Raw genomic sequence first — 18,322 nt, forward strand, 5'->3', positions numbered from 1 at the left:
ACCTGGCAGGATGCCGAAACGATCGAGCAGCTCCGGCGGGAGTCGGTCAAGCTGAAGAAGATCAATGCGGCGCTGATGTCGCGCGTCGAGCGGTCGATGGACCAGCAGCTCAATGCGTTCTCACTGTTCGAAACCGCAATCGCGCTCGACCATCAAGTTCGCGACCGGACGCATCAGTTGCGGGATGCCCTGCGTTCGGTCGAGCGGGCCAACGAAGGCTTGTACCGCGCCAAGCAGCAGGCGGAAGCTGCAAGCTCGCTGAAATCGTCCGTGCTGATCTCGGTCACCCACGATCTCCTGCAGCCGCTGAACGCGGCACGCCTGACCCTGTCGGCCCTCACCGAGATGATGGAGTCGCAGGAAGCAGGCCTGCTCATCGACCAGGTCGACCGGTCCCTGGTCACGCTGGAAGACCTGCTGCGCTCGCTTCTGGAGATCGCGAAGCTCGATGCGGGCGCGCTCCGGCCCGACGTGCGGCCGATCGCGCTTGGGCCGCTGCTCGACCAGCTCCGCGACGAGTTCGAGCCGATCGCCTGGAGGCAGGGACTGTCCCTGCGCGTCCGCAGCTCGCCGCTCGCGGTCCTGTCCGACCCGATGATGCTCCGGAGGATCCTGCAAAATCTGCTCGCGAATGCGATCCGCTATACCCGCAGCGGCGGCGTCATCCTGGGATGCAGACGGCGTGGCGATCGCATCGCGATCCAGATCTCCGATACCGGGCCCGGAATTGCGCAGGCGCAGCAGGAGGCGATCTTCCGGGAGTTCCAGCGCGGCGACGCGAGCGCGACCGACCAGGCCGGCTTCGGCCTCGGTCTTTCGATCGTGCGCCGCTTCGCGACGGCGCTCGGCCACGAGGTGCGGCTGTCGTCGCATGTCGGCCGCGGATCGACCTTTGTGCTCGAGCTGGAGCAGGCCGATCGCGCCGATGTCAGCGACGACCTGCAGGAGATGAAGCCCGCAGACCTGCACTATGGCGGTCTGGGAGGGGCCAAAATCCTGCTCATCGAGAACGACGCCTCGGGCGCGGAGGCGCTGGCCGCCTTGCTGGAAGGATGGGGCTGCGACGTCGCGACCACGAGATCCGCCGCGGATGCCGCCCAGCGCTTGAGTGAGCTCGGCGGCACGCCGGACGCCATCATCGCCGATCTCCATCTCGATCACGGCGAAAGCGGATTGTCGGCCGTCGAGGGAATCCGGCAGCGGTTGAAGTCGGACGTGCCGGCGATGATCATCACCGCGGATTATTCCGAAAAGGCTGCGGCGGAAGCCAGCCGCTACGGGCTGGAAGTGCTGAAGAAGCCGATCAGGCCGGCGGAAATGCGCGCGCTGCTGTCGTTCCTGCTGAGCTAAAGCATGATGCGGAAAAGTGCGCAGCGTTTTTCCGGAAAGATCATGCTTAAATAACAACCTAAAGCGCGATGACGATTCATCCTGATCGCATATCGCGCTTTAGTTCATCACCTTGCGCCGCATCGGCTGCGAACGAGGTGGCAATCATGCCTGCGGATCGGTCCGGGCGCGGTCGCGCTTCGCGGCCGCTCCCGAGCCCGCCAGCGTCGCAAAATCGATCTTCGACATTTCGACGATCGCCTTGGTGCGGCTCATCACGTTCAGCTTGCGCAGGATATCCGAGACGTGAACCTTCACGGTGGTCTCGGAGATCTTCAGCTCAAAGGCGATCTGCTTGTTCTGCAGGCCGCGCTTGAGCATTTCGAGGACGCGCAATTGCTGGGGCGTCAGATCGTGAAGGCGCTTCAGCAGCTCCTGGGCCGCGATCGGCGAACGCTGCGGGCGGGCCAGCGCGCGAAAAGCGGCCGGCAGACACACCGCGCCGCGCACGACTTCGCCGATCGAATGCGCCAGCTCCTGCTTGGACGAGGATTTGAGGATGTAGCCGGATACGCCGAGCGACAATGCGCCCGAGATGATCTGCGCGTCCTGGTGCCCCGACACGATGACGACGGGAATGCGCGGAAACGCCTTGCGGATGCGGATGATGCCGGACAGTCCGGTCGTCCCGGGTATCGACAGGTCGAGAAGAATGAGGTCGACATCGGGCCTCGACGCCAACAATTCGAGCGCACCGTCGATCGAGGTGGCCTGAAGCATCTCGGCATCCGGCGTCGCCATTTGCAGCGCTCCCTCGAGCGCCTCGCGAAACAGCGGATGATCCTCGACAATCAGAAACCGCATCAGATTTGGGCCGTTCCCAGCTCGTCACCGAAGTCAGCGATCAGACCGGCGAGCATGCCGTCGCCGGAGCAACCCGGCTTGATCCAGATCAAATCGGACCAGCAGCTCATTGCGGCCTCCCGCGATCGATCCTCGGATGGGGCCGCTGCCGCGGATCCGGCAGATCGACCTTGCCGATCTCGACGATCGCCTTGTTGCGGCTGAACAGTCCGAGCTTGCGCAGGATCTCGGTGATGTGCGCCTTCACAGTCGATTCGGCGAGTTGAAGCTCCTGCGCGATCTGCCGGTTCGGATAGCCGCGGCGAAGGAGATCGAGCACGCGAAGCTGCTGCGGCGTCAGTTCGCGAAGCTTGACCCTGAGTGCCTTGCTGCTGTCGGCCCGCTTCCGCTGCGGCTCCGCCACGAAATCCTTCGGCACCGACACCGATCCGCCGAGCACGCCTTCGATCGACTGCGCGAGCTCGCGCTTGGACGTGGATTTCGGCAGATAGCCGGCAGCACCCAGCGCCAGTGCCTCGCGGACCACATGCTGATCCTCCTCGCTCGAGACGATGGCGACCGGCAGGCGCGGATAGGTCTCGCGCAGCCTGAGAAAGCCGGAGAAACCGGTTGCGTCGGGAAGCGAGAGATCGAGCAGCGCAAGGTCGATCCCCCGTTCGACCGAAAGCACCCGTAAGGCGTCCTCGATCGACATCGCTTCCAGAATGCGGGCCTCCGGCAGCGCCAGCCGCACGGCATTGCCGAGCGCCTCGCGAAACAGCGGATGATCGTCGATGATCAGGAAGCTGGTCATGGCACCTTCCCCGGGGTCCATCGCGCGGGCGCATCCATCGGGCGTTCGTGCCGATGGATGCGAAACGGACCCTAGAACATCTCCCCGATGCCGTCCGGTCAAGACCATTCAGTCGTTCGATTCGGCCTGAACCGTCAGCAGAAAGGCGTAGATGTTGTCGAACTGGCTGTCGGTGAAGACCTCTTTCCAGGACGGCATGCCCTTGGCCGGACGCCCCTCATGCACCGTGGTCAGGAATTTCTCTCGCATCTCGTCGCCGTAGCGGTGACGTAGCAGCCTCAGATCGATCTTCCGCTCGCTCTGGATCGCGTCGGGACCATGGCAATGCGCACAGGTGCCGTTGAAGATCTCCTTGCCCTGACCGACAGCTTCGGCATTTGACGCCAGCGCGTCGCCCTTGGTCTCGGTCGCGACGACGCTGGCCACATGCGCCGCGCCGGTCCCGGCTCCGGTCGTGGTTCCCGCCGGCGTCTGCACGGCATTGAAGTGGAGAGCCTGACCGGTCGGCAGGCCATACTTCACCTTGAGGTCGGCGATGGTCCGCTCGAGGTCCGGCAAGACCGCATCGATCTGGTCGCGCAGTTCTGTCGAGGCCTTCGCGAAGCCGATCGCCGCGTCCCACGACAAACCTTCGCCTTCGGTGAGCTGAACGCGATACCGATCCTGGTAGACGGTCTTGTTCAGCCAGCCGGCCACGGGTCCCCAGATAAAGGCGACGTCGGCCTTGCCCCGATCGAGCGCCTGCATGCCTTCCTCGGGCGACAGCACCGTCACCTTCTGGATGTCGTCACGCGTCGCCAGGAGGTTCTGTGGCGTGCTGGCGAACTGCACGGCGACCCGCTTGCCCCGGAGTTCGTCGATCCCGGAGACCGTCCGGTCCTTTGCCGTCACGAGGGCGTAACCCTCACGCGCAACCGTGCTCGAGAAGATGACGGCTGGCCCCATGAAATCCTCGGAGCGCGGCAGGCCGATCATGGCGTCGCACTGCTTGCCGAGCAGCGTCACGCGGACGGTGCGCTTGCCGAAATACGATTTGTACCAGTCGTAGGCGATCGGCCGCCCGAGCGCCCGCGCCAGCGCCTGCCCGATCTCGACATAGAGGCCGGGTTGCGAGGGGCTGTTGCTCGAGAACGGAAGATTGGTCGGATCGGCACAGAGCCGGAACGGCTTCACTTCGTCGGCGCGGCTTGTGGCGGCTGGCACGATGAGCGCGGAACCGGCAACACATGCAAGTAAAGCTGCGATGGCGCGACGTCTGCTATTGCCAAGGCCAGAACGATTTGGACGCATCCTCACCTCCCGTGGTTGGGCATCGTTGGCGTCACGTTGCGACAAGGCCCTGCCTCGGCCGCAACGACGCGATCACACTTTGGGAAAAGAGCGCGTGTATCCCCTCACCTCGGGATACACGCGCCAGTGGTCACTGGACGGAGAACACGAAGAGCGAGCCGCCCTCGGGAGCTGCAGCCGTCATCTTCTTGCCAACCTCGCCCAGGAACGCGGGCAGTGCTGCCGTACGGCCGACGACGATGGCGACGTATTGCTTGCCGTCGACCATGTAGGTCACAGGACCCGCACCGATGCCGGAGCCGAGATTCTTGCTCCAGAGCATTTTGCCGGATTTCGCATCGATGGCGCGGAAATCGCCATGGATGTTGCCGGCGAACACCAGGCCCCCGCCAGTGGTCAGCGTACCGCCATTGAAAGGCAGGTCTTCCTTGATGGACCAGACTTTCTTCTGGTTGACGGGATCCCAGGCCACGAGCTCGCCGAGGAAGCCACCGGGGCCTTCCTTGGTCGGGAATTCTGCGCCGAGATAGAACACGCCGCGCTTGTAGGCGACGTCACTGACCGACCAATCCATGCAGACATTGTTGGAGGGAATGTAGACGAGGCCGGTCTGCGGGTTGAACGACATCGGCTGCCAGTTCTTGCCGCCGATCAGATTGGGGCAGATGTCCTTGGCGGGATGGCCCGGGCCCGGACGCTTGTCGGGATCCTCGACCGCGCGCATGGTGGCGAGATCGAATTTCTGCGCCCAGTTCGAGAAGACATACTTCTCCGCCGAAAGAACCCTGCCGGTCTCGCGGTTGGCGACGAAGAAGAACCCGTTGCGATCCGCCTTCATCAGCGCCGGAACGTTGCTGCCGCCGATGTTGAGGTCGGCGAGCACGGCCTCGTTCACGCCGTCATAGTCCCAGGCGTCGGCGGGCGTGGTCTGGATATGCCACTTGATCTTGCCGGTGTTCGGGTCGAGGGCCAGCGTCGAGGCCGTGTAGAGGTTGGTCAGCTTGCCGAAATCGCCATTGCCGGTCGAGCGCACGGCAGTGTTCCACGGCCCGGGATTGCTGGTGCCCCAATACACGGTATCGGTCTTGGGATCATAAGAGCCGACCAGCCAGGCCGCGCCGCCGCCATGCTGCGCGGAATCACCCTTCCAGGTATCGCCGCCGGGCTCCTCCGGCGTGGGAACGGTAAAGGTCTGCCAAGCGAGCTTGCCGGTGTTGATGTCGAAGGCCTGAAGCGCGCCGCGCACGCCGTACTCGCCGCCGCCGAAGCCGGTGATGACCTTGTCGCGCACGACCAGCGGCGGCGAGGTGATGACCGAGCCCTGCTTGTAATCGACCACCTTCGCCGTCCACAGCGCCTTGCCCGTCGCAGCGTCGAGCGCGGTCAGCTTGCCGTCGAGCCGGCCGACGAAGATCTTGCCGTCAGCGTAGGAGACGCCGCGATTGTTCACGTCGCAGCAGGCGTATTGCAGCACGTCGTCCGGAATCTCCGGCTCGTAGGTCCACTTGCGCGCACCGGTCGCGGCGTCGAGCGCGTAGACGTATTTCGGCCCCCATGACGTCGAGACGTACAACGTGTTGCCGATGACGATCGGCGAGGATTCGTTCGAGCGCAGCGATGCAAGCGAGAACGAATAGGCAAGCGACAGCTTGCCGGCGTTCTCGGCGTTGATCTGGTTGAGCGGGCTGAACCGCGTGTTGGCGTAGTCGTGGCCCGCCACCGCCCATTGATTGGAATCGGATTGCGCTTTGAGCAGTGAATCGTTGGCGCGAACGCCAATCGTGCCGGCGCCCATCATCGCGATCATCGAAATGCCGGCCAAGAAGCCCCTCGTTCCAAAGGTCATTATTCCCTCCGTGATGTTGCTTTGCGCGCCACGTTGGGCGCCGATGCGCTTTTGCGCTTTCGATACGCAGTTCGCCTGCGAACCATCACGGAAATTACAGCATCGCCTTTTCGCGCTTAGTATAGGCGGAAGGTAGTAGTGCAAATCACTGTCAGGCTTGGCCACTCATCTCGTTGTCGGCACTCGCTTCTTGTCGCTCGTTGGCAGCTCGAAACCAGCGATCGGATTGCGGCAACATCGTGCAGCCATCCGCGCGTTCCGTCGAAAGTCGGCATAAGCGACGTCCACAAATCACGACGACGGTTCAACCGCGACGGATGGCCGCTGGGCGTTACGATATCCGTCAATGTCACGGTGTCGTTGTCGCTTTGACCGGCCCGCCTTCAGGACGACGGTGGGCGCTCGATTGGCGAAGCCATCTCGAGAGATCGGTTGTCTTCTCGCGTCCATTGATCGCCAGGGGGTACAGGCGGACTTGGTCAGTCCGCTTCCCGGCAGCCCCCGAGCCGGCCACGGCTCGTCGTGGGCGATCAACGCTTCAATGAAATCAATAGCTTACCGCACCAAATCCTACTACCAAGATCGCGATTACAAAGTTGCCCGGCCGTGCTCCTATTTGCGGAACGACGACAAGAATCCCAAGGGAGAGACAATCGGCGGCGCCAAGGACCGACATCCGCGGGGCGAGCAACCTTCGCGCGATGGCAGAGGTGGACGCCGCGGAAGACGAGAGACCATCTCCTTGCAGGTTTCGGACAGGTCGCGCCATGCGCTGGCGGCGGCACGGATCGCTGTTGTCTGATCGCGGCGCCTCGACGACCGTTTCGTGACGCCGGCGACCCAAAATCCCAGTTGCAAAGTTTCATCGCGCTGTTTCTAATTGGAATAACTACAAACATTCTGGGAGGACGACATCGTGTCTACAGTCAAACTGACGGTGAACGGCAAGGCCGTTGCTGTCGACGTCGAGGACCGCACGCTGCTGGTCCAACTGCTGCGCGATCACCTCAATCTCACGGGTACCCATGTCGGCTGCGACACCAGCCAGTGCGGCGCCTGTGTCGTGCACATGGACGGCCGCGCGGTGAAATCCTGCACCATGCTGGCGGGCCAGGCCGACGGGGCCAGCATCACCACCATCGAAGGCATCGCCAAGGGCGACGAGCTGCACCCGATGCAGGCCGCCTTCCGCGACAATCACGGCCTGCAATGCGGCTATTGCACGCCGGGCATGATCATGTCGGCGATCGACATCGTGCATCGTCACGGCGGCCAGCTTGACGAGGCGACCGTCCGAACCGAGCTGGAAGGCAATATCTGCCGCTGCACCGGCTAACACAAAATCGTCAAAGCCGTGCTGGATGCAGCCGGGCGCATGAAGGTCTCGCAGGCGGCCGAGTAAAGCGGCACGCCTCGAAAAGAACCACGGCTGCAGCTTTCGAGGGAAAGCGCGGTCAAAGAAATTTCCGGTCGGGAGGACCAGACATGGGTGTAGAAGGCATCGGCGCGCGAGTCGTGCGCAAGGAAGACAAGCGTTTCATTACCGGCAAGGGCCGGTACGTGGACGACATCAAGCTGCTGGGCATGACCCATGCCCATTTCATCCGCAGCCCGCACGCACACGCCAAGGTGAAGGGGATCGATTCCTCCGCCGCGCTGAAGATGCCGGGCGTGGTCGCGGTGCTCACGGGCCAGCAGATTGTCGACGACAAGGTCGGCAACCTCATTTGCGGCTGGGCCATCACCTCCAAGGACGGCAGCCCGATGAAGATGGGCGCATGGCCGGCGATGGCGCCGGAGACCGTGCGCTTCGTCGGTCAGGCCGTCGCGGTCGTGATCGCCGACAGCAAGAATCTGGCGCGCGACGCGGCCGAGGCCGTCGTCGTGAATTATGAAGAGCTCCCGGCGGTCGCCGACGTCCAAGCCGCGATCAAGTCTGGCGCGCCGCAGCTTCACCCCGAAGCTCCCGGCAACCAGGTCTATGACTGGGTGATCGGCGACGAGGGTGCCACCGATGCCGCCTTCGCCAAGGCCGCCAATGTGGTCAAGCTCGACGTCACCAACAACCGCCTCGCCCCGAACGCGATGGAGCCGCGCGCGGCGATCGCCGATTACGACGCGGCGGAAGAGCATTTCACGCTCTACACGACCTCGCAGAACCCGCACGTCGCCCGCCTCGTGCTGTCGGCGTTCTACAACATCGCCCCCGAGCACAAGCTGCGCGTGATCGCCCCCGACGTCGGCGGCGGCTTCGGCTCCAAGATCTTCATCTATCCCGAAGAGATGGTGGCGCTGTGGGCCTCCAAGAAGATCGGCCGTCCCGTGAAATGGACCGGCGACCGCACCGAGGCCTTCCTCACCGACGCGCATGGCCGTGACCACGTCACCCATGCCGAGCTGGCGTTCGACGCCAGCAACAAGATCACCGGCCTCAAGGTGAAGACCTACGCCAATTTCGGCGCCTACATGTCGCTGTTCTCGTCCTCGGTGCCGACCTATCTCTACGCGACGCTGCTGTCGGGCCAGTACAACATCCCGGCGATCCACGCCGAGGTGATCGGGGTCTACACCAACACCACGCCGGTCGACGCCTATCGCGGCGCGGGCCGACCCGAGGCGAGCTATCTGATCGAGCGGCTGATGGAAACGGCGGCGCGGCAGTTGAAGGTCGATCCGGCCGAGCTGCGCCGGACCAACTTCATCACCCAGTTCCCGCATCAGACGCCTGTCATCATGGCCTATGACACCGGGGACTTTAACGCCTCGCTCGACGCTGCCATGAAGGCGATCGACTATGCCGGCTTCCCCGCCCGCAAGGCCAAGGCGAAAGCCGACGGCAAGCTGCGCGGCATCGGCGTGTCCTGCTACATCGAGGCCTGCGGCATCGCGCCGTCGAAGGCGGTCGGTAGCCTGGGCGCCGGCGTCGGCCTGTGGGAATCGGCCGAGGTACGCGTCAACCCGGTCGGCACCATCGAGATCCTGACGGGATCGCACAGCCACGGCCAGGGTCACGAGACCACGTTCTGCCAGCTCGTCGCGGAGCGCCTCGGCGTTCCCATCAGCCAGGTCTCGATCGTCCATGGCGACACCGACAAGGTGCAGTTCGGCATGGGCACCTACGGCTCGCGCTCGGCGGCCGTCGGCCTCACCGCGATCCTGAAGGCGATGGAGAAGATGGAATCGAAGGCCAAGAAGATTGCGGCGCATGCGCTGGAAGCTTCCGAGGCCGACATCGTCATCGAGAACGGCGAGTTCAAGGTCACCGGCACCGACAAGGCGATTGCCCTGCCGATGGTCGCCCTTGCAGCCTATACCGCGCACAATCTGCCTGACGGGATGGAGCCGGGTCTGAAGGAAAGCGCCTTCTACGACCCCACCAACTTCACCTTCCCGGCCGGCACCTATATCTGCGAGCTCGAGGTCGATCCCGGCACCGGCAAGACCTCCTTCGTCAACTTCGTCGCGGCCGACGATTTCGGCCGGCTGATCAATCCGATGATCGTCGAGGGCCAGGTCCATGGCGGCCTTGTTCAAGGCATCGGACAGGCGCTGCTCGAGCATGCGATCTACGATGCCAACGGCCAGCCGGTCACGGCCTCGTTCATGGACTACGCCATGCCGCGCGCCGACGACGTGCCCTCCTTCAACCTCTCCCACACCACGACGCTGTGCCCGGGCAATCCCCTGGGCATCAAGGGCTGCGGTGAGGCCGGCGCGATCGGCGCCTCTGCAGCCGTGATCAACGCGATCACGGATGCGATCGGCAAGAACAACCTGGAAATGCCCGCAACCCCTGACCGGGTGTGGCGCACGATCCACGCGGCTTAAGAGGGAGGAACGAAGATGTACCAGACCACCTATCATCGCGCTTCCTCGGTCGACGAGGCCGCCAGCCTGTTCGCCAAGGGCAGCGAGTCGAAGTTCCTTGCCGGCGGCCAGACGCTGCTGCCGGTGATGAAGCAGCGCCTCGCAAGCCCCTCCGACGTGATCGACCTCGGCAAGATCAAGGAGCTGCAGGGCGTCGAATTGTCGGGCGACACGCTGACCATCAAGGCCGCCACGATCTATTACGACATCATGACCAATGCCGATGTGAAGAAGGCGATTCCCGCGATTGCCTATCTCACCTCGGTCCTCGGCGACCCCGCCGTGCGTTACCGCGGCACGATCGGCGGCTCGATCGCCAACAACGATCCGGCCGCGGATTTCCCGGCCGCTTTGTTGGCCCTTGGCGCCACCGTGAAGACCAACAAGCGGTCGATCTCGGCCGAGGACTTCTTCCAGGGCCTCTTCACCACGGCACTCGAAGACGGCGAGATCATCACCGCCGTGTCGTTCCCGGTGCCGGCAAAAGCCGGCTACGAGAAGATGCGGCATCCGGCCTCGCGCTTTGCGCTGACCGGCGTGTTCGTCGCGCAGACCAAATCGGGCGAGGTTCGGGTCGCCGCGACCGGCGCCTCGCAGAGCGGCGTGATGCGGGTGCCCGCGATTGAGGCGGCGCTGAAGGCGAACTGGTCGCCGTCGGCGATCGACGGCGTGACGATTTCGGCGAACGGATTGCTGGCCGACATCCACGGCACTGCCGAGTACCGCGCCAACCTCATCAAGGTAATGGCACAGCGCGCGGTGGCCGCGGCGCGCTGATAGCGCCTCGACACAAATTTTCCGCGGCGCGCACTTCGGTGCGCGCCGTTTTATTTTGGCCATGCGGCATCAAAAGCGCTTGCCTCGCTGGCATGAAGGCGAGAAAAGTTAATCAGCCGATTAACTCGCTCCAAAGAAGAATGTCAGCGGCGATTGCCGAACCATCGGCATCCGCCCGCGACCCGAGGAAACAACAACGTGCTCGACAAATCAGCGCCCACCTCGACCGTCCGCTCCTCCGGCCCGCTCTCGGGCTTCCGCATCGTCGAATTCGCCGGCATCGGCCCCGGCCCGTTCGCCTGCATGATGCTGGCCGACATGGGTGCCGACGTCGTCACGCTCGACCGGGTCGGCGCGAAGAAGAGCATGAAGTCGGTGGCGGGGCGCGGCCGCAAGGTGATCGAGCTCGACCTCAAGGACAAGGCCGCGATCGCAGAGGTGCTCGACCTGCTTGCCAGCGCCGATGCGCTGGTCGAGGGCTTTCGTCCCGGCGTGATGGAGCGGCTCGGGCTCGGCCCGGACGTCGTGCTCGCGCGCAACCCCAAGCTGGTCTATGGCCGCATGACCGGCTGGGGCCAGGAAGGCCCGCTCGCCAATGCGGCCGGCCACGACATCAATTACATCTCCATCACCGGTGCGCTCGCCGCCATCGGCACGAAGGAAGCACCGGTGCCGCCGCTCAATCTGGTCGGCGATTTCGGCGGCGGCGCGCTCTATCTCGTCGTCGGCGTGCTCGCAGCCCTGCTGGAGGCGCAGCGATCCGGCAAGGGCCAGGTCGTCGATGCCGCGATGTGCGACGGGGCGGCATCGCTGATGTCGTTCTTCTTCGACATGACCACGCTCGGCCGCTGGACCGAGGGCCGCGACCAGAACTTCCTCGACGGCGGCGCGCATTTCTACGGCGTCTATGAATGTGCCTGCGGGCACTTCGTCTCGATCGGCTCCCTCGAGCCGCAGTTCTACGCGCTGCTGCGCGAGCATGCGGGCCTGACCGATGCCGATTTCGACGCGCAGATGAACCCCAAGGCCTGGCCGGCGCTCAAGGAGAAGCTGAAGGCCGTGTTCAAGAGCAAGACGCGCGAGGACTGGTGCAAGATCATGGAAGGCACCGACATCTGCTTCGCGCCGGTGTTGACCATGTCGGAAGCAACCCAGCATCCGCACATGGTCGCCCGCAACGTGTTCGTCGAGCGTCATGGCGTCAAGCAGCCCGCGCCGGCGCCGCGGTTCTCGCGGACACCGTCGACGGTGCGTGAGCCGGAGGCAGCGGAGATCGCCGCGGTGACGAAGGCGTGGAAGAGATAGACTCTCCGCTGCCGCCTCAAACTCCGCCGTCGTCCCGAACAAGCGAGCGTAGCGAGTGCAGATCCGGGACCCATAACCACAGGAAGCGGTTTGGCGAAGACTCGGAGTTATCTGCTCGCGCCGCAACTACTCCCTGTAGCAACTAATCCCTGTGGGTATGGGTCCCCGCCTTCGCGGGGACGACACCGACATTGAGGGTGCACCCCGCGTCTAACGCAGGTGCCTACGCCGCATCCACCTTCAGCACTCCGCGCCGAATCTGATCCTCCTCGATCGATTCGAACAGGGCCTTGAAGTTGCCCTCGCCGAATCCGTCGTCGCCCTTGCGCTGGATGAACTCGAAGAAGATCGGGCCGATCGCGTTGGCCGAGAAGATCTGGAGCAGCACCTTGGTCTGGCCGCCCTCGACCACGCCTTCGCCGTCGATCAGGATGCCGTTCTTCCGGAGACGCGCGAGGTCCTCGCCATGCTTGGGCAGGCGCGCGTCGATCCGCTCGAAATAGGTCTCCGGCGGCGACGGCATGAAGGGCAGGCCGGCGACGCGCAGGCCTTCGATGGTGCGGTAGATGTCGCGGCAGCCGCAGGCGATGTGCTGGATGCCCTCGCCGCGATAGGTCTTCAGATATTCCTCGATCTGGCCGGAATCGCCGGCGTCCTCGTTGATCGGAATCCGGATCTTGCCATCTGGGCTGGTCAGTGCGCGCGAGAACAGGCCGGAGGCGCGGCCCTCGATGTCGAAGAAGCGGATCTGGCGGAAGTTGAACAGCTTTTCGTAGAAGCCGGCCCAGACGTCCATGCGGCCGCGATGGACGTTGTGGGTGAGATGGTCGAGATAGAACAGGCCGGCGCCGGCAGGCCGCGGATCGCGCGCGCCGAGCCATTCGAACTCGGCCTCATAGGCCGAGCCTTTGGCGCCGTAGCGGTCGACCAGATAGAGCAGGCTGCCGCCGATGCCCTTGATCGCGGGCACATCGAGCGTCTTCTGCGCGGATGACACATCGGCAGGCTCCGCACCGAGCGACATCGCGCGGTCATAGGCCGCCTTCGCATCGACCACGCGGAACGCCATCGAGGGGGCGCAGGGCCCGTGCGTGGCAACGAACTCGTAACCGTGAGTGCCGGGCTCCTCGTTGATGAGATAGTTGATGTCGCCCTGGCGATAGACCGTGATTTTCTTGGTCTTGTGGCGCGCGACGGGCGCATAACCCATCAGCTTGAACAGCGCATGCAGCTCTTGCGGATTGGGATGCGCATATTCGACGAATTCGAACCCGTCGGTGCCCATCGGATTGTCGGCGCTGACAGTGGCCGGCGGTGCATCGTGCGGAAACGGTCCCATAGGCGGCTCTCCCAAATTGCTACTGGGAGGAACTATCCTTCATGGGGCCTGCAATGAGCGTGCAATCGGGACGGTCTTTGGCTATCATATGCACGATCCGTGCATGATATGGGCAAACGACGCATGATTTCGGTTGACGCCTTCGACCTCAGGATCCTGGGCGCGCTCCAGGACGATGGCCGCCTCACCAACCAGGAACTCGCGGACCTCGCGGGACTTTCGGCCTCGCAATGCTCGCGGCGGCGGATGCGGCTGGAGGAGGAGAAGGTGATCGCGGGCTATCACGCCGATCTCTCCAGCGAGGCGCTCGGCTTCGGCGTGATCGCCTTCATCCAGGTGGGCCTTGCGACCCATTCGCCGGACAATTCCAAGCGGTTTCGCGCGCTGGTGAACCGGATCGACGAGATCCAGGAGGCCTATTCGCTCACCGGTGACGCCGACTACGTGCTCAAGGCAGTGCTGCGCGATCTCAAGGGCCTCTCCAACCTCGTCAACGACGTCTTGATGCCGCATCAGAGCGTGGCGCATGTGCGCTCCTCGATCGTGCTCGACAGGCTGAAGGAGAGCTCGCGATTGCCGCTGAGGGAGATCAAGGCCGGCTGAAATCGAGGGAACTACGTCATTCGCGCTCCCCGCGCGATCTGCGATGATCCCAGCCAATCCGGAGATTCAGCCATGGCCCTCCAGCTTCGACCGAACTGCGAATATTGCGACCGCGACCTGCCGCCGGATGCGACGAACGCGCGGATCTGCTCGTACGAATGCACGTTCTGTGCGGACTGCGTCGAGACGAAACTGTCCAACGTCTGCCCGAACTGCGGCGGCGGTTTTGCGCCGCGCCCGATCAGGCCGACGCAGGAATGGCGGCCGGGCGTCTGCACGAGCAAACAGGCGCCGTCGGACAAGCGGGTGCATCTGAAATACAGCGTCGAGGACGTCGCGGCGCATTGCGCGCGGATACGGGACGTGCCGCCGGAGAGCCGGTAGGTCTCTCCACGCCGTCGATGCGTAGGGTGGGTTAGCGCAGCGTAACCCACCACGTCTGCGACCGCGGACACTGAAGAGGTGGGTTACGCTGACGCTAACCCACCCTACAAGACAGGAGCGCGCGGCTACTCCGCCGCCAAAATCGTCCCTTCCACCTCACCGAACCCCACGCGATAGCCGCAGCCCTGGCACCAGCCGCGCATCACGAGGCTATCGCCATCCTCCAGGAATGAGCGCTTGGCGCCACCGGGGAGCTCGATCGGCTCGGTGCCGTTCCAGCTGATCTCGAGCAAGCTGCCGCGCTGGTTCTTCTCCGGACCGGAGATCGTGCCGCTGCCGAGGAGATCGCCGACATTCATGGCGCAGCCGGAGGAGGCATGGTGCATCAGCTGCTGCACCGACGACCAGTACATGTATTTGAAATTGGTGCGGCTGATGCCGGCCGGCGCGTTGGCGCCGGCGGCGCGCAAGGAGACGTCGAGCGCGACATCGTAGTTCTGCGGTTTGCCCTGCTTGAGATAATCCAGCGGCACCGGCTCCTGCTCCGGCCCCTTCTGGCGGAACGGCTCCAGCGCCTCGCGCGTCACCACCCACGGGCTGATCGAGGTCGCGAACGCTTTGGCGAGGAACGGGCCGAGCGGCACATATTCCCATTGCTGGATGTCGCGCGCGCTCCAATCGTTGAGCAGCACGAAGCCGAAGATCATCTCCTCGGCCTGGCTCTCCGTCAGCATGCCGCCCATCGGCGAGGGCTGGCCGATCACGACGCCCATCTCCAGCTCGAAATCGAGCCGCTTGCAGGGCCCGAAGCTCGGCAGCTCGACATTCGGCGGCTTCAGCTGCCCGCGCGGCCGTTTCACCTGGGTGCCGGAGACCACGACCGTGGAGGCGCGACCGTTATAGGCGATCGGCATGTGCAGCCAGTTCGGCTGCAGCGCATTGTCCTTGCCGCGGAACATCACGCCGACATTGGTGGCGTGCTCCTTGGACGAGTAAAAATCGGTGTAGCCGGAGACGGTGAAGGGCAGATGCAGCCTTGCATCGCGCACCGGCACCAGCGCGCGGCTGCGCAGCTCCCCATTGTCGCGCAGCTCCGGATGATCGGCCCGCAGGAGCTCGCTGATCCGCGCCCGCGTCCTGGTCCAGACCTTTGGTCCCAGCGCCATGAAAGGATTGAGCGAGGCGCCGGAGAACACGCCGAGCGGACCGACATCGAGCCGGGAATCCTGCTCGAGCTCCCAGAGATCGAGCACGTAATCGCCGATCGCGACGCCGACGCGCGGCGTCGGATTGGCCGCGGTCGAGAACACGCCGTAGGGCAGGTTCTGGATCGGGAAGTCGGAGGCGGGATCGACGTCGATGAAGGAGCGGAGGCTGGGGTCGTTGGGGTGGGGCATAGGTTTCTCGTGGCACAGCGGTGACGGTGTCACCCTCCCCTGGAGGGGGAGGGTCGGCTCATATTGAGCGCAGCGAAATATGGGACGGGGTGGGGTGATCTCTCAACACGGGCAGCGTTACTCGCGGAGAGACCGTCACCCCACCCCGCTACGCATTCCGCTTCGCTGCATGCGTAACGACCCTCCCCCTCCAGGGGAGGGTAAGAGAGACTACGGCTTGCTCGGATCGAACCGCTTCTCCAGCCCCTTCCAGCAATCCGCGTAATCGTCCTGCAGCGTGGACGCGTTCGCGGCGTGCGCGGTGACGCGCTGCGGGTAGCGGGTCTCGAACATGAAGGCCATGGTCCCCGTCAGCTTCACCGGCTTCAATTCGCCGTTGCTGGCATGCTCGAAAGCGTCGCGATCCGGGCCGTGCGGCAGCATGCAATTGTGCAGGCTCATGCCGCCGGGGACGAAGCCTTGCGGCTTGGCATCGTAGACGCCGTAGATCAGGCCCATGAACTCGCTCATGATGTTCATGTGATACCAGGGCGGACGGAAGGTGTTGTCGGCGACCATCCAGCGCTCGGGGAAGATCACGAAGTCGATATTCGCGGTGCCCGCGGTCTCCGACGGCGAGGTCAGAACCGTGAAGATCGAGGGATCGGGATGATCGAAGCCGATCGCACCAACCGGCGAGAAGGTACGCAAATCGTATTTGTAGGGCGCGTAATTGCCGTGCCAGGCGACGACGTCGATCGGCGAATGCGGCAGAGTGGTCTTGAACAGCGAGCCGCCCCATTTCACGAACAGCTCGGTCGACGTGTCCTTGTCCTCGTAATGCGCGACGGGGGTGAGGAAGTCGCGTGCATTGGCCAGGCAGTTGGCGCCGATCGGCCCGCGCTCCGGCAGCGTGAACGCGCCGCCGTAATTCTCGCAGAGATAGCCGCGCGCCGGCCCGTTCGGAATCTCGACGCGGAACTTGACGCCGCGCGGGATCACCACGATCTCGCCGGGCTCGGCGTCGATGCGGCCGAACTCGGTGACGAGTCGAAGATTGCCCTGCTGCAGCACGAACATCAGCTCGCCATCGGCATTGTAGAAATGCTGATCCACCATCGATTTGGTGATGAGGTAGACATGCGCGGCCATGCCGGCCTGCGTATTGACGTCACCCGCCGTCGTCATGGTCTGCACGCCCTGAACGAAGGTCACATCGTCCTCCGGGAGCGGCGTCGGGTCCCAGCGCATCTGCGCGATCGGCAGATCGTATTCGTGGCATGGCGCCGAACGCCACAGGCCGGCCTCGACTTTCTCGAAGCGGCCGGAATGCTTCACCGACGGACGGATGCGATAGAGCCACGAGCGCTCATTGGTGCCGCGCGGCGCGGTGAAGGGCGAGCCGGACAATTGCTCGGCATAGAGTCCGTAGGCGCAGCGCTGCGGCGAGTTGCGCCCGATCGGCAACGCGCCCGGCAGCGCCTCGGTCTCAAAGCTGTTGCCGAAGCCGGACATGTAGCCCGGGGTGACCTGTGCCGAGCTTCGGACGATCTGATCGGGCGAGGTGTTGATGTTCATCACTATCCTCCTCCTTGCAGGGCTGCCCACATGTCCTGGTCGCGCTTGTCGGTCCAGATCACGGGATCGTCGATCCCCGACGCCTCGTCAAAGGCGCGCGACACGTTGAACGGCAGGCAGTGCTCGTAGATGGCGAAGCTGTGGAATTTCGGATCCATCACCTCGCGGGTCGCGGCCATCGATTCCTTCAGCGTGCGCCCCTTCGCCACCGAGATTTCGGCCGCACCATAAAGCGAAGTGACGAAGTCGCGCGTCATTGCGATGGCCTCGCGCACCGTAGCCGTGCCGTTGAGCGCATCGCCGCGGCCCGGCGCGATCGCCTTGGGATTGAAGTTGCGGATCTCGTTCAGCGTCATCGGCCATTCGCGCAAATGCGCATCGCCGCAATAACAGGCCGAGTGATATTCGATGAGGTCGCCGGAGAACATCACTTCGGCATCAGGCACCCAGGCGACGATGTCGCCGGAGGTGTGGCCGGCCCCGAGCTGCATCAGCCGCACCTCGCGCTTGCCGAGATAGATCGACATCTCGCCTTCGAAGGTCAGCGTCGGCCAGGTCAGGCCGGGGATGCTTTGCGCATCCTGGAACAGCCGCGGGAAGCGGCCGTATTCGGAATCCCAATCCTGCTTGCCGCGCTCCTCGATCAGACGATAGGTCTCCTGCGAGGCGACGATGCCTTGCGCCTTGTAGGCGGAGGCGCCGAGCACGCGCACGGCGTGATAGTGCGACAGCACGACATATTTGATCGGCTTGTCGGTCACAGTGCGGACGCGCTCGATCACCTTGTTCGCCATCGCCGGCGTCGCCTGCGCGTCGAACACCAGGCAACCGTCGTCGCCGACGATCACGGCCGTATTCGGATCGCCCTCGGCGGTAAAGGCATAGAGATCGGTGCCGATCTCGGAGAAGGTGATCTTCTTTTCCGAGAGATCGCCGGTGGATGCGAAGTTCTTCGCCATCAATTCGTCCTT

14 protein-coding genes and 1 pseudogene are annotated in these 18,322 nt (G+C 64.1%); 7 read left to right on the forward strand and 8 right to left on the reverse strand.

What is annotated here, in order from left to right:
• The first annotated feature begins 21 nt into the window (after positions 1-21).
• Entirely contained in the window at positions 22-1,350 is a 1,329-nt protein-coding gene (locus tag IC66_RS0134765; protein WP_038950737.1) for a hybrid sensor histidine kinase/response regulator, read from the forward strand.
• A 144-nt stretch (positions 1,351-1,494) separates the two neighbouring features.
• On the opposite strand, the gene IC66_RS0134770 is transcribed toward IC66_RS0134765, so the two are convergent.
• From IC66_RS0134770 to IC66_RS0134790, 4 genes are all read right to left on the reverse strand, one after another.
• Positions 1,495-2,193, reverse strand: coding sequence for a response regulator (locus IC66_RS0134770; RefSeq protein WP_038950738.1), 699 nt, complete (start codon positions 2,191-2,193; stop codon positions 1,495-1,497).
• A 106-nt stretch (positions 2,194-2,299) separates the two neighbouring features.
• Positions 2,300-2,986: a response regulator gene (locus IC66_RS0134780; protein WP_028143914.1), complete on the reverse strand. Its 687-nt coding sequence runs from the start codon at positions 2,984-2,986 to the stop codon at positions 2,300-2,302.
• A 108-nt stretch (positions 2,987-3,094) separates the two neighbouring features.
• The gene (locus IC66_RS0134785) at positions 3,095-4,276 is read right to left on the reverse strand and encodes a c-type cytochrome (RefSeq protein ID WP_028143913.1); all 1,182 of its coding nucleotides are present in this window, start codon (positions 4,274-4,276) and stop codon (positions 3,095-3,097) included.
• A 130-nt stretch (positions 4,277-4,406) separates the two neighbouring features.
• Complete coding sequence (locus tag IC66_RS0134790) at positions 4,407-6,122, reverse strand: PQQ-dependent methanol/ethanol family dehydrogenase (protein ID WP_038950740.1); 1,716 nt, start codon at positions 6,120-6,122, stop codon at positions 4,407-4,409.
• 916 nt (positions 6,123-7,038) lie between these two features.
• On the opposite strand from IC66_RS0134790, the pseudogene IC66_RS0134795 reads away from it, so the two are divergent.
• The 4 genes and pseudogenes from IC66_RS0134795 to IC66_RS0134810 all read left to right on the forward strand — a co-directional run bounded on the left by IC66_RS0134795 (position 7,039) and on the right by IC66_RS0134810 (position 12,071).
• Positions 7,039-7,524 (forward strand): annotated as a pseudogene (locus IC66_RS0134795) ((2Fe-2S)-binding protein).
• 83 nt (positions 7,525-7,607) lie between these two features.
• Complete coding sequence (locus tag IC66_RS0134800) at positions 7,608-9,950, forward strand: xanthine dehydrogenase family protein molybdopterin-binding subunit (RefSeq protein ID WP_028143910.1); 2,343 nt, start codon at positions 7,608-7,610, stop codon at positions 9,948-9,950.
• 15 nt (positions 9,951-9,965) lie between these two features.
• A complete protein-coding gene (locus IC66_RS0134805; protein ID WP_028143909.1) occupies positions 9,966-10,766 on the forward strand; it encodes an FAD binding domain-containing protein in 801 nt (266 codons plus the stop codon).
• Positions 10,767-10,964: 198 nt separating this feature from the next.
• Complete coding sequence (locus tag IC66_RS0134810; protein WP_038950741.1) at positions 10,965-12,071, forward strand: CaiB/BaiF CoA transferase family protein; 1,107 nt, start codon at positions 10,965-10,967, stop codon at positions 12,069-12,071.
• A gap of 223 nt (positions 12,072-12,294) precedes the next feature.
• On the opposite strand, the gene hppD is transcribed toward IC66_RS0134810, so the two are convergent.
• A complete protein-coding gene (hppD, locus tag IC66_RS0134815) occupies positions 12,295-13,410 on the reverse strand; it encodes a 4-hydroxyphenylpyruvate dioxygenase (protein WP_028143907.1) in 1,116 nt (371 codons plus the stop codon).
• Between the two features lie 123 nt (positions 13,411-13,533).
• On the opposite strand from hppD, the gene IC66_RS0134820 reads away from it, so the two are divergent.
• Both IC66_RS0134820 and IC66_RS0134825 read left to right on the forward strand, forming a co-directional pair.
• Positions 13,534-14,013: an Lrp/AsnC family transcriptional regulator gene (locus IC66_RS0134820; RefSeq protein WP_028143906.1), complete on the forward strand. Its 480-nt coding sequence runs from the start codon at positions 13,534-13,536 to the stop codon at positions 14,011-14,013.
• A 72-nt stretch (positions 14,014-14,085) separates the two neighbouring features.
• Positions 14,086-14,397: a DUF1272 domain-containing protein gene (locus IC66_RS0134825; RefSeq protein WP_028143905.1), complete on the forward strand. Its 312-nt coding sequence runs from the start codon at positions 14,086-14,088 to the stop codon at positions 14,395-14,397.
• Positions 14,398-14,522: 125 nt separating this feature from the next.
• On the opposite strand, the gene fahA is transcribed toward IC66_RS0134825, so the two are convergent.
• The 3 genes from fahA to IC66_RS0134840 all read right to left on the reverse strand — a co-directional run bounded on the left by fahA (position 14,523) and on the right by IC66_RS0134840 (position 18,310).
• A complete protein-coding gene (gene fahA, locus IC66_RS0134830; RefSeq protein ID WP_028143904.1) occupies positions 14,523-15,794 on the reverse strand; it encodes a fumarylacetoacetase in 1,272 nt (423 codons plus the stop codon).
• 210 nt (positions 15,795-16,004) lie between these two features.
• Positions 16,005-17,351 carry a homogentisate 1,2-dioxygenase gene (gene hmgA / locus IC66_RS0134835; RefSeq protein ID WP_028143903.1) on the reverse strand — a complete coding sequence of 449 codons (1,347 nt, stop codon included), beginning with the start codon at positions 17,349-17,351 and terminating at the stop codon, positions 16,005-16,007.
• 2 nt (positions 17,352-17,353) lie between these two features.
• Positions 17,354-18,310: an MBL fold metallo-hydrolase gene (locus tag IC66_RS0134840; protein ID WP_028143902.1), complete on the reverse strand. Its 957-nt coding sequence runs from the start codon at positions 18,308-18,310 to the stop codon at positions 17,354-17,356.
• Positions 18,311-18,322 lie beyond the last annotated feature (12 nt).

This window comes from Bradyrhizobium genomosp. III (assembly GCF_000261705.1).
Classification (GTDB): Bacteria; Pseudomonadota; Alphaproteobacteria; order Rhizobiales; family Xanthobacteraceae; genus Bradyrhizobium; species Bradyrhizobium ottawaense.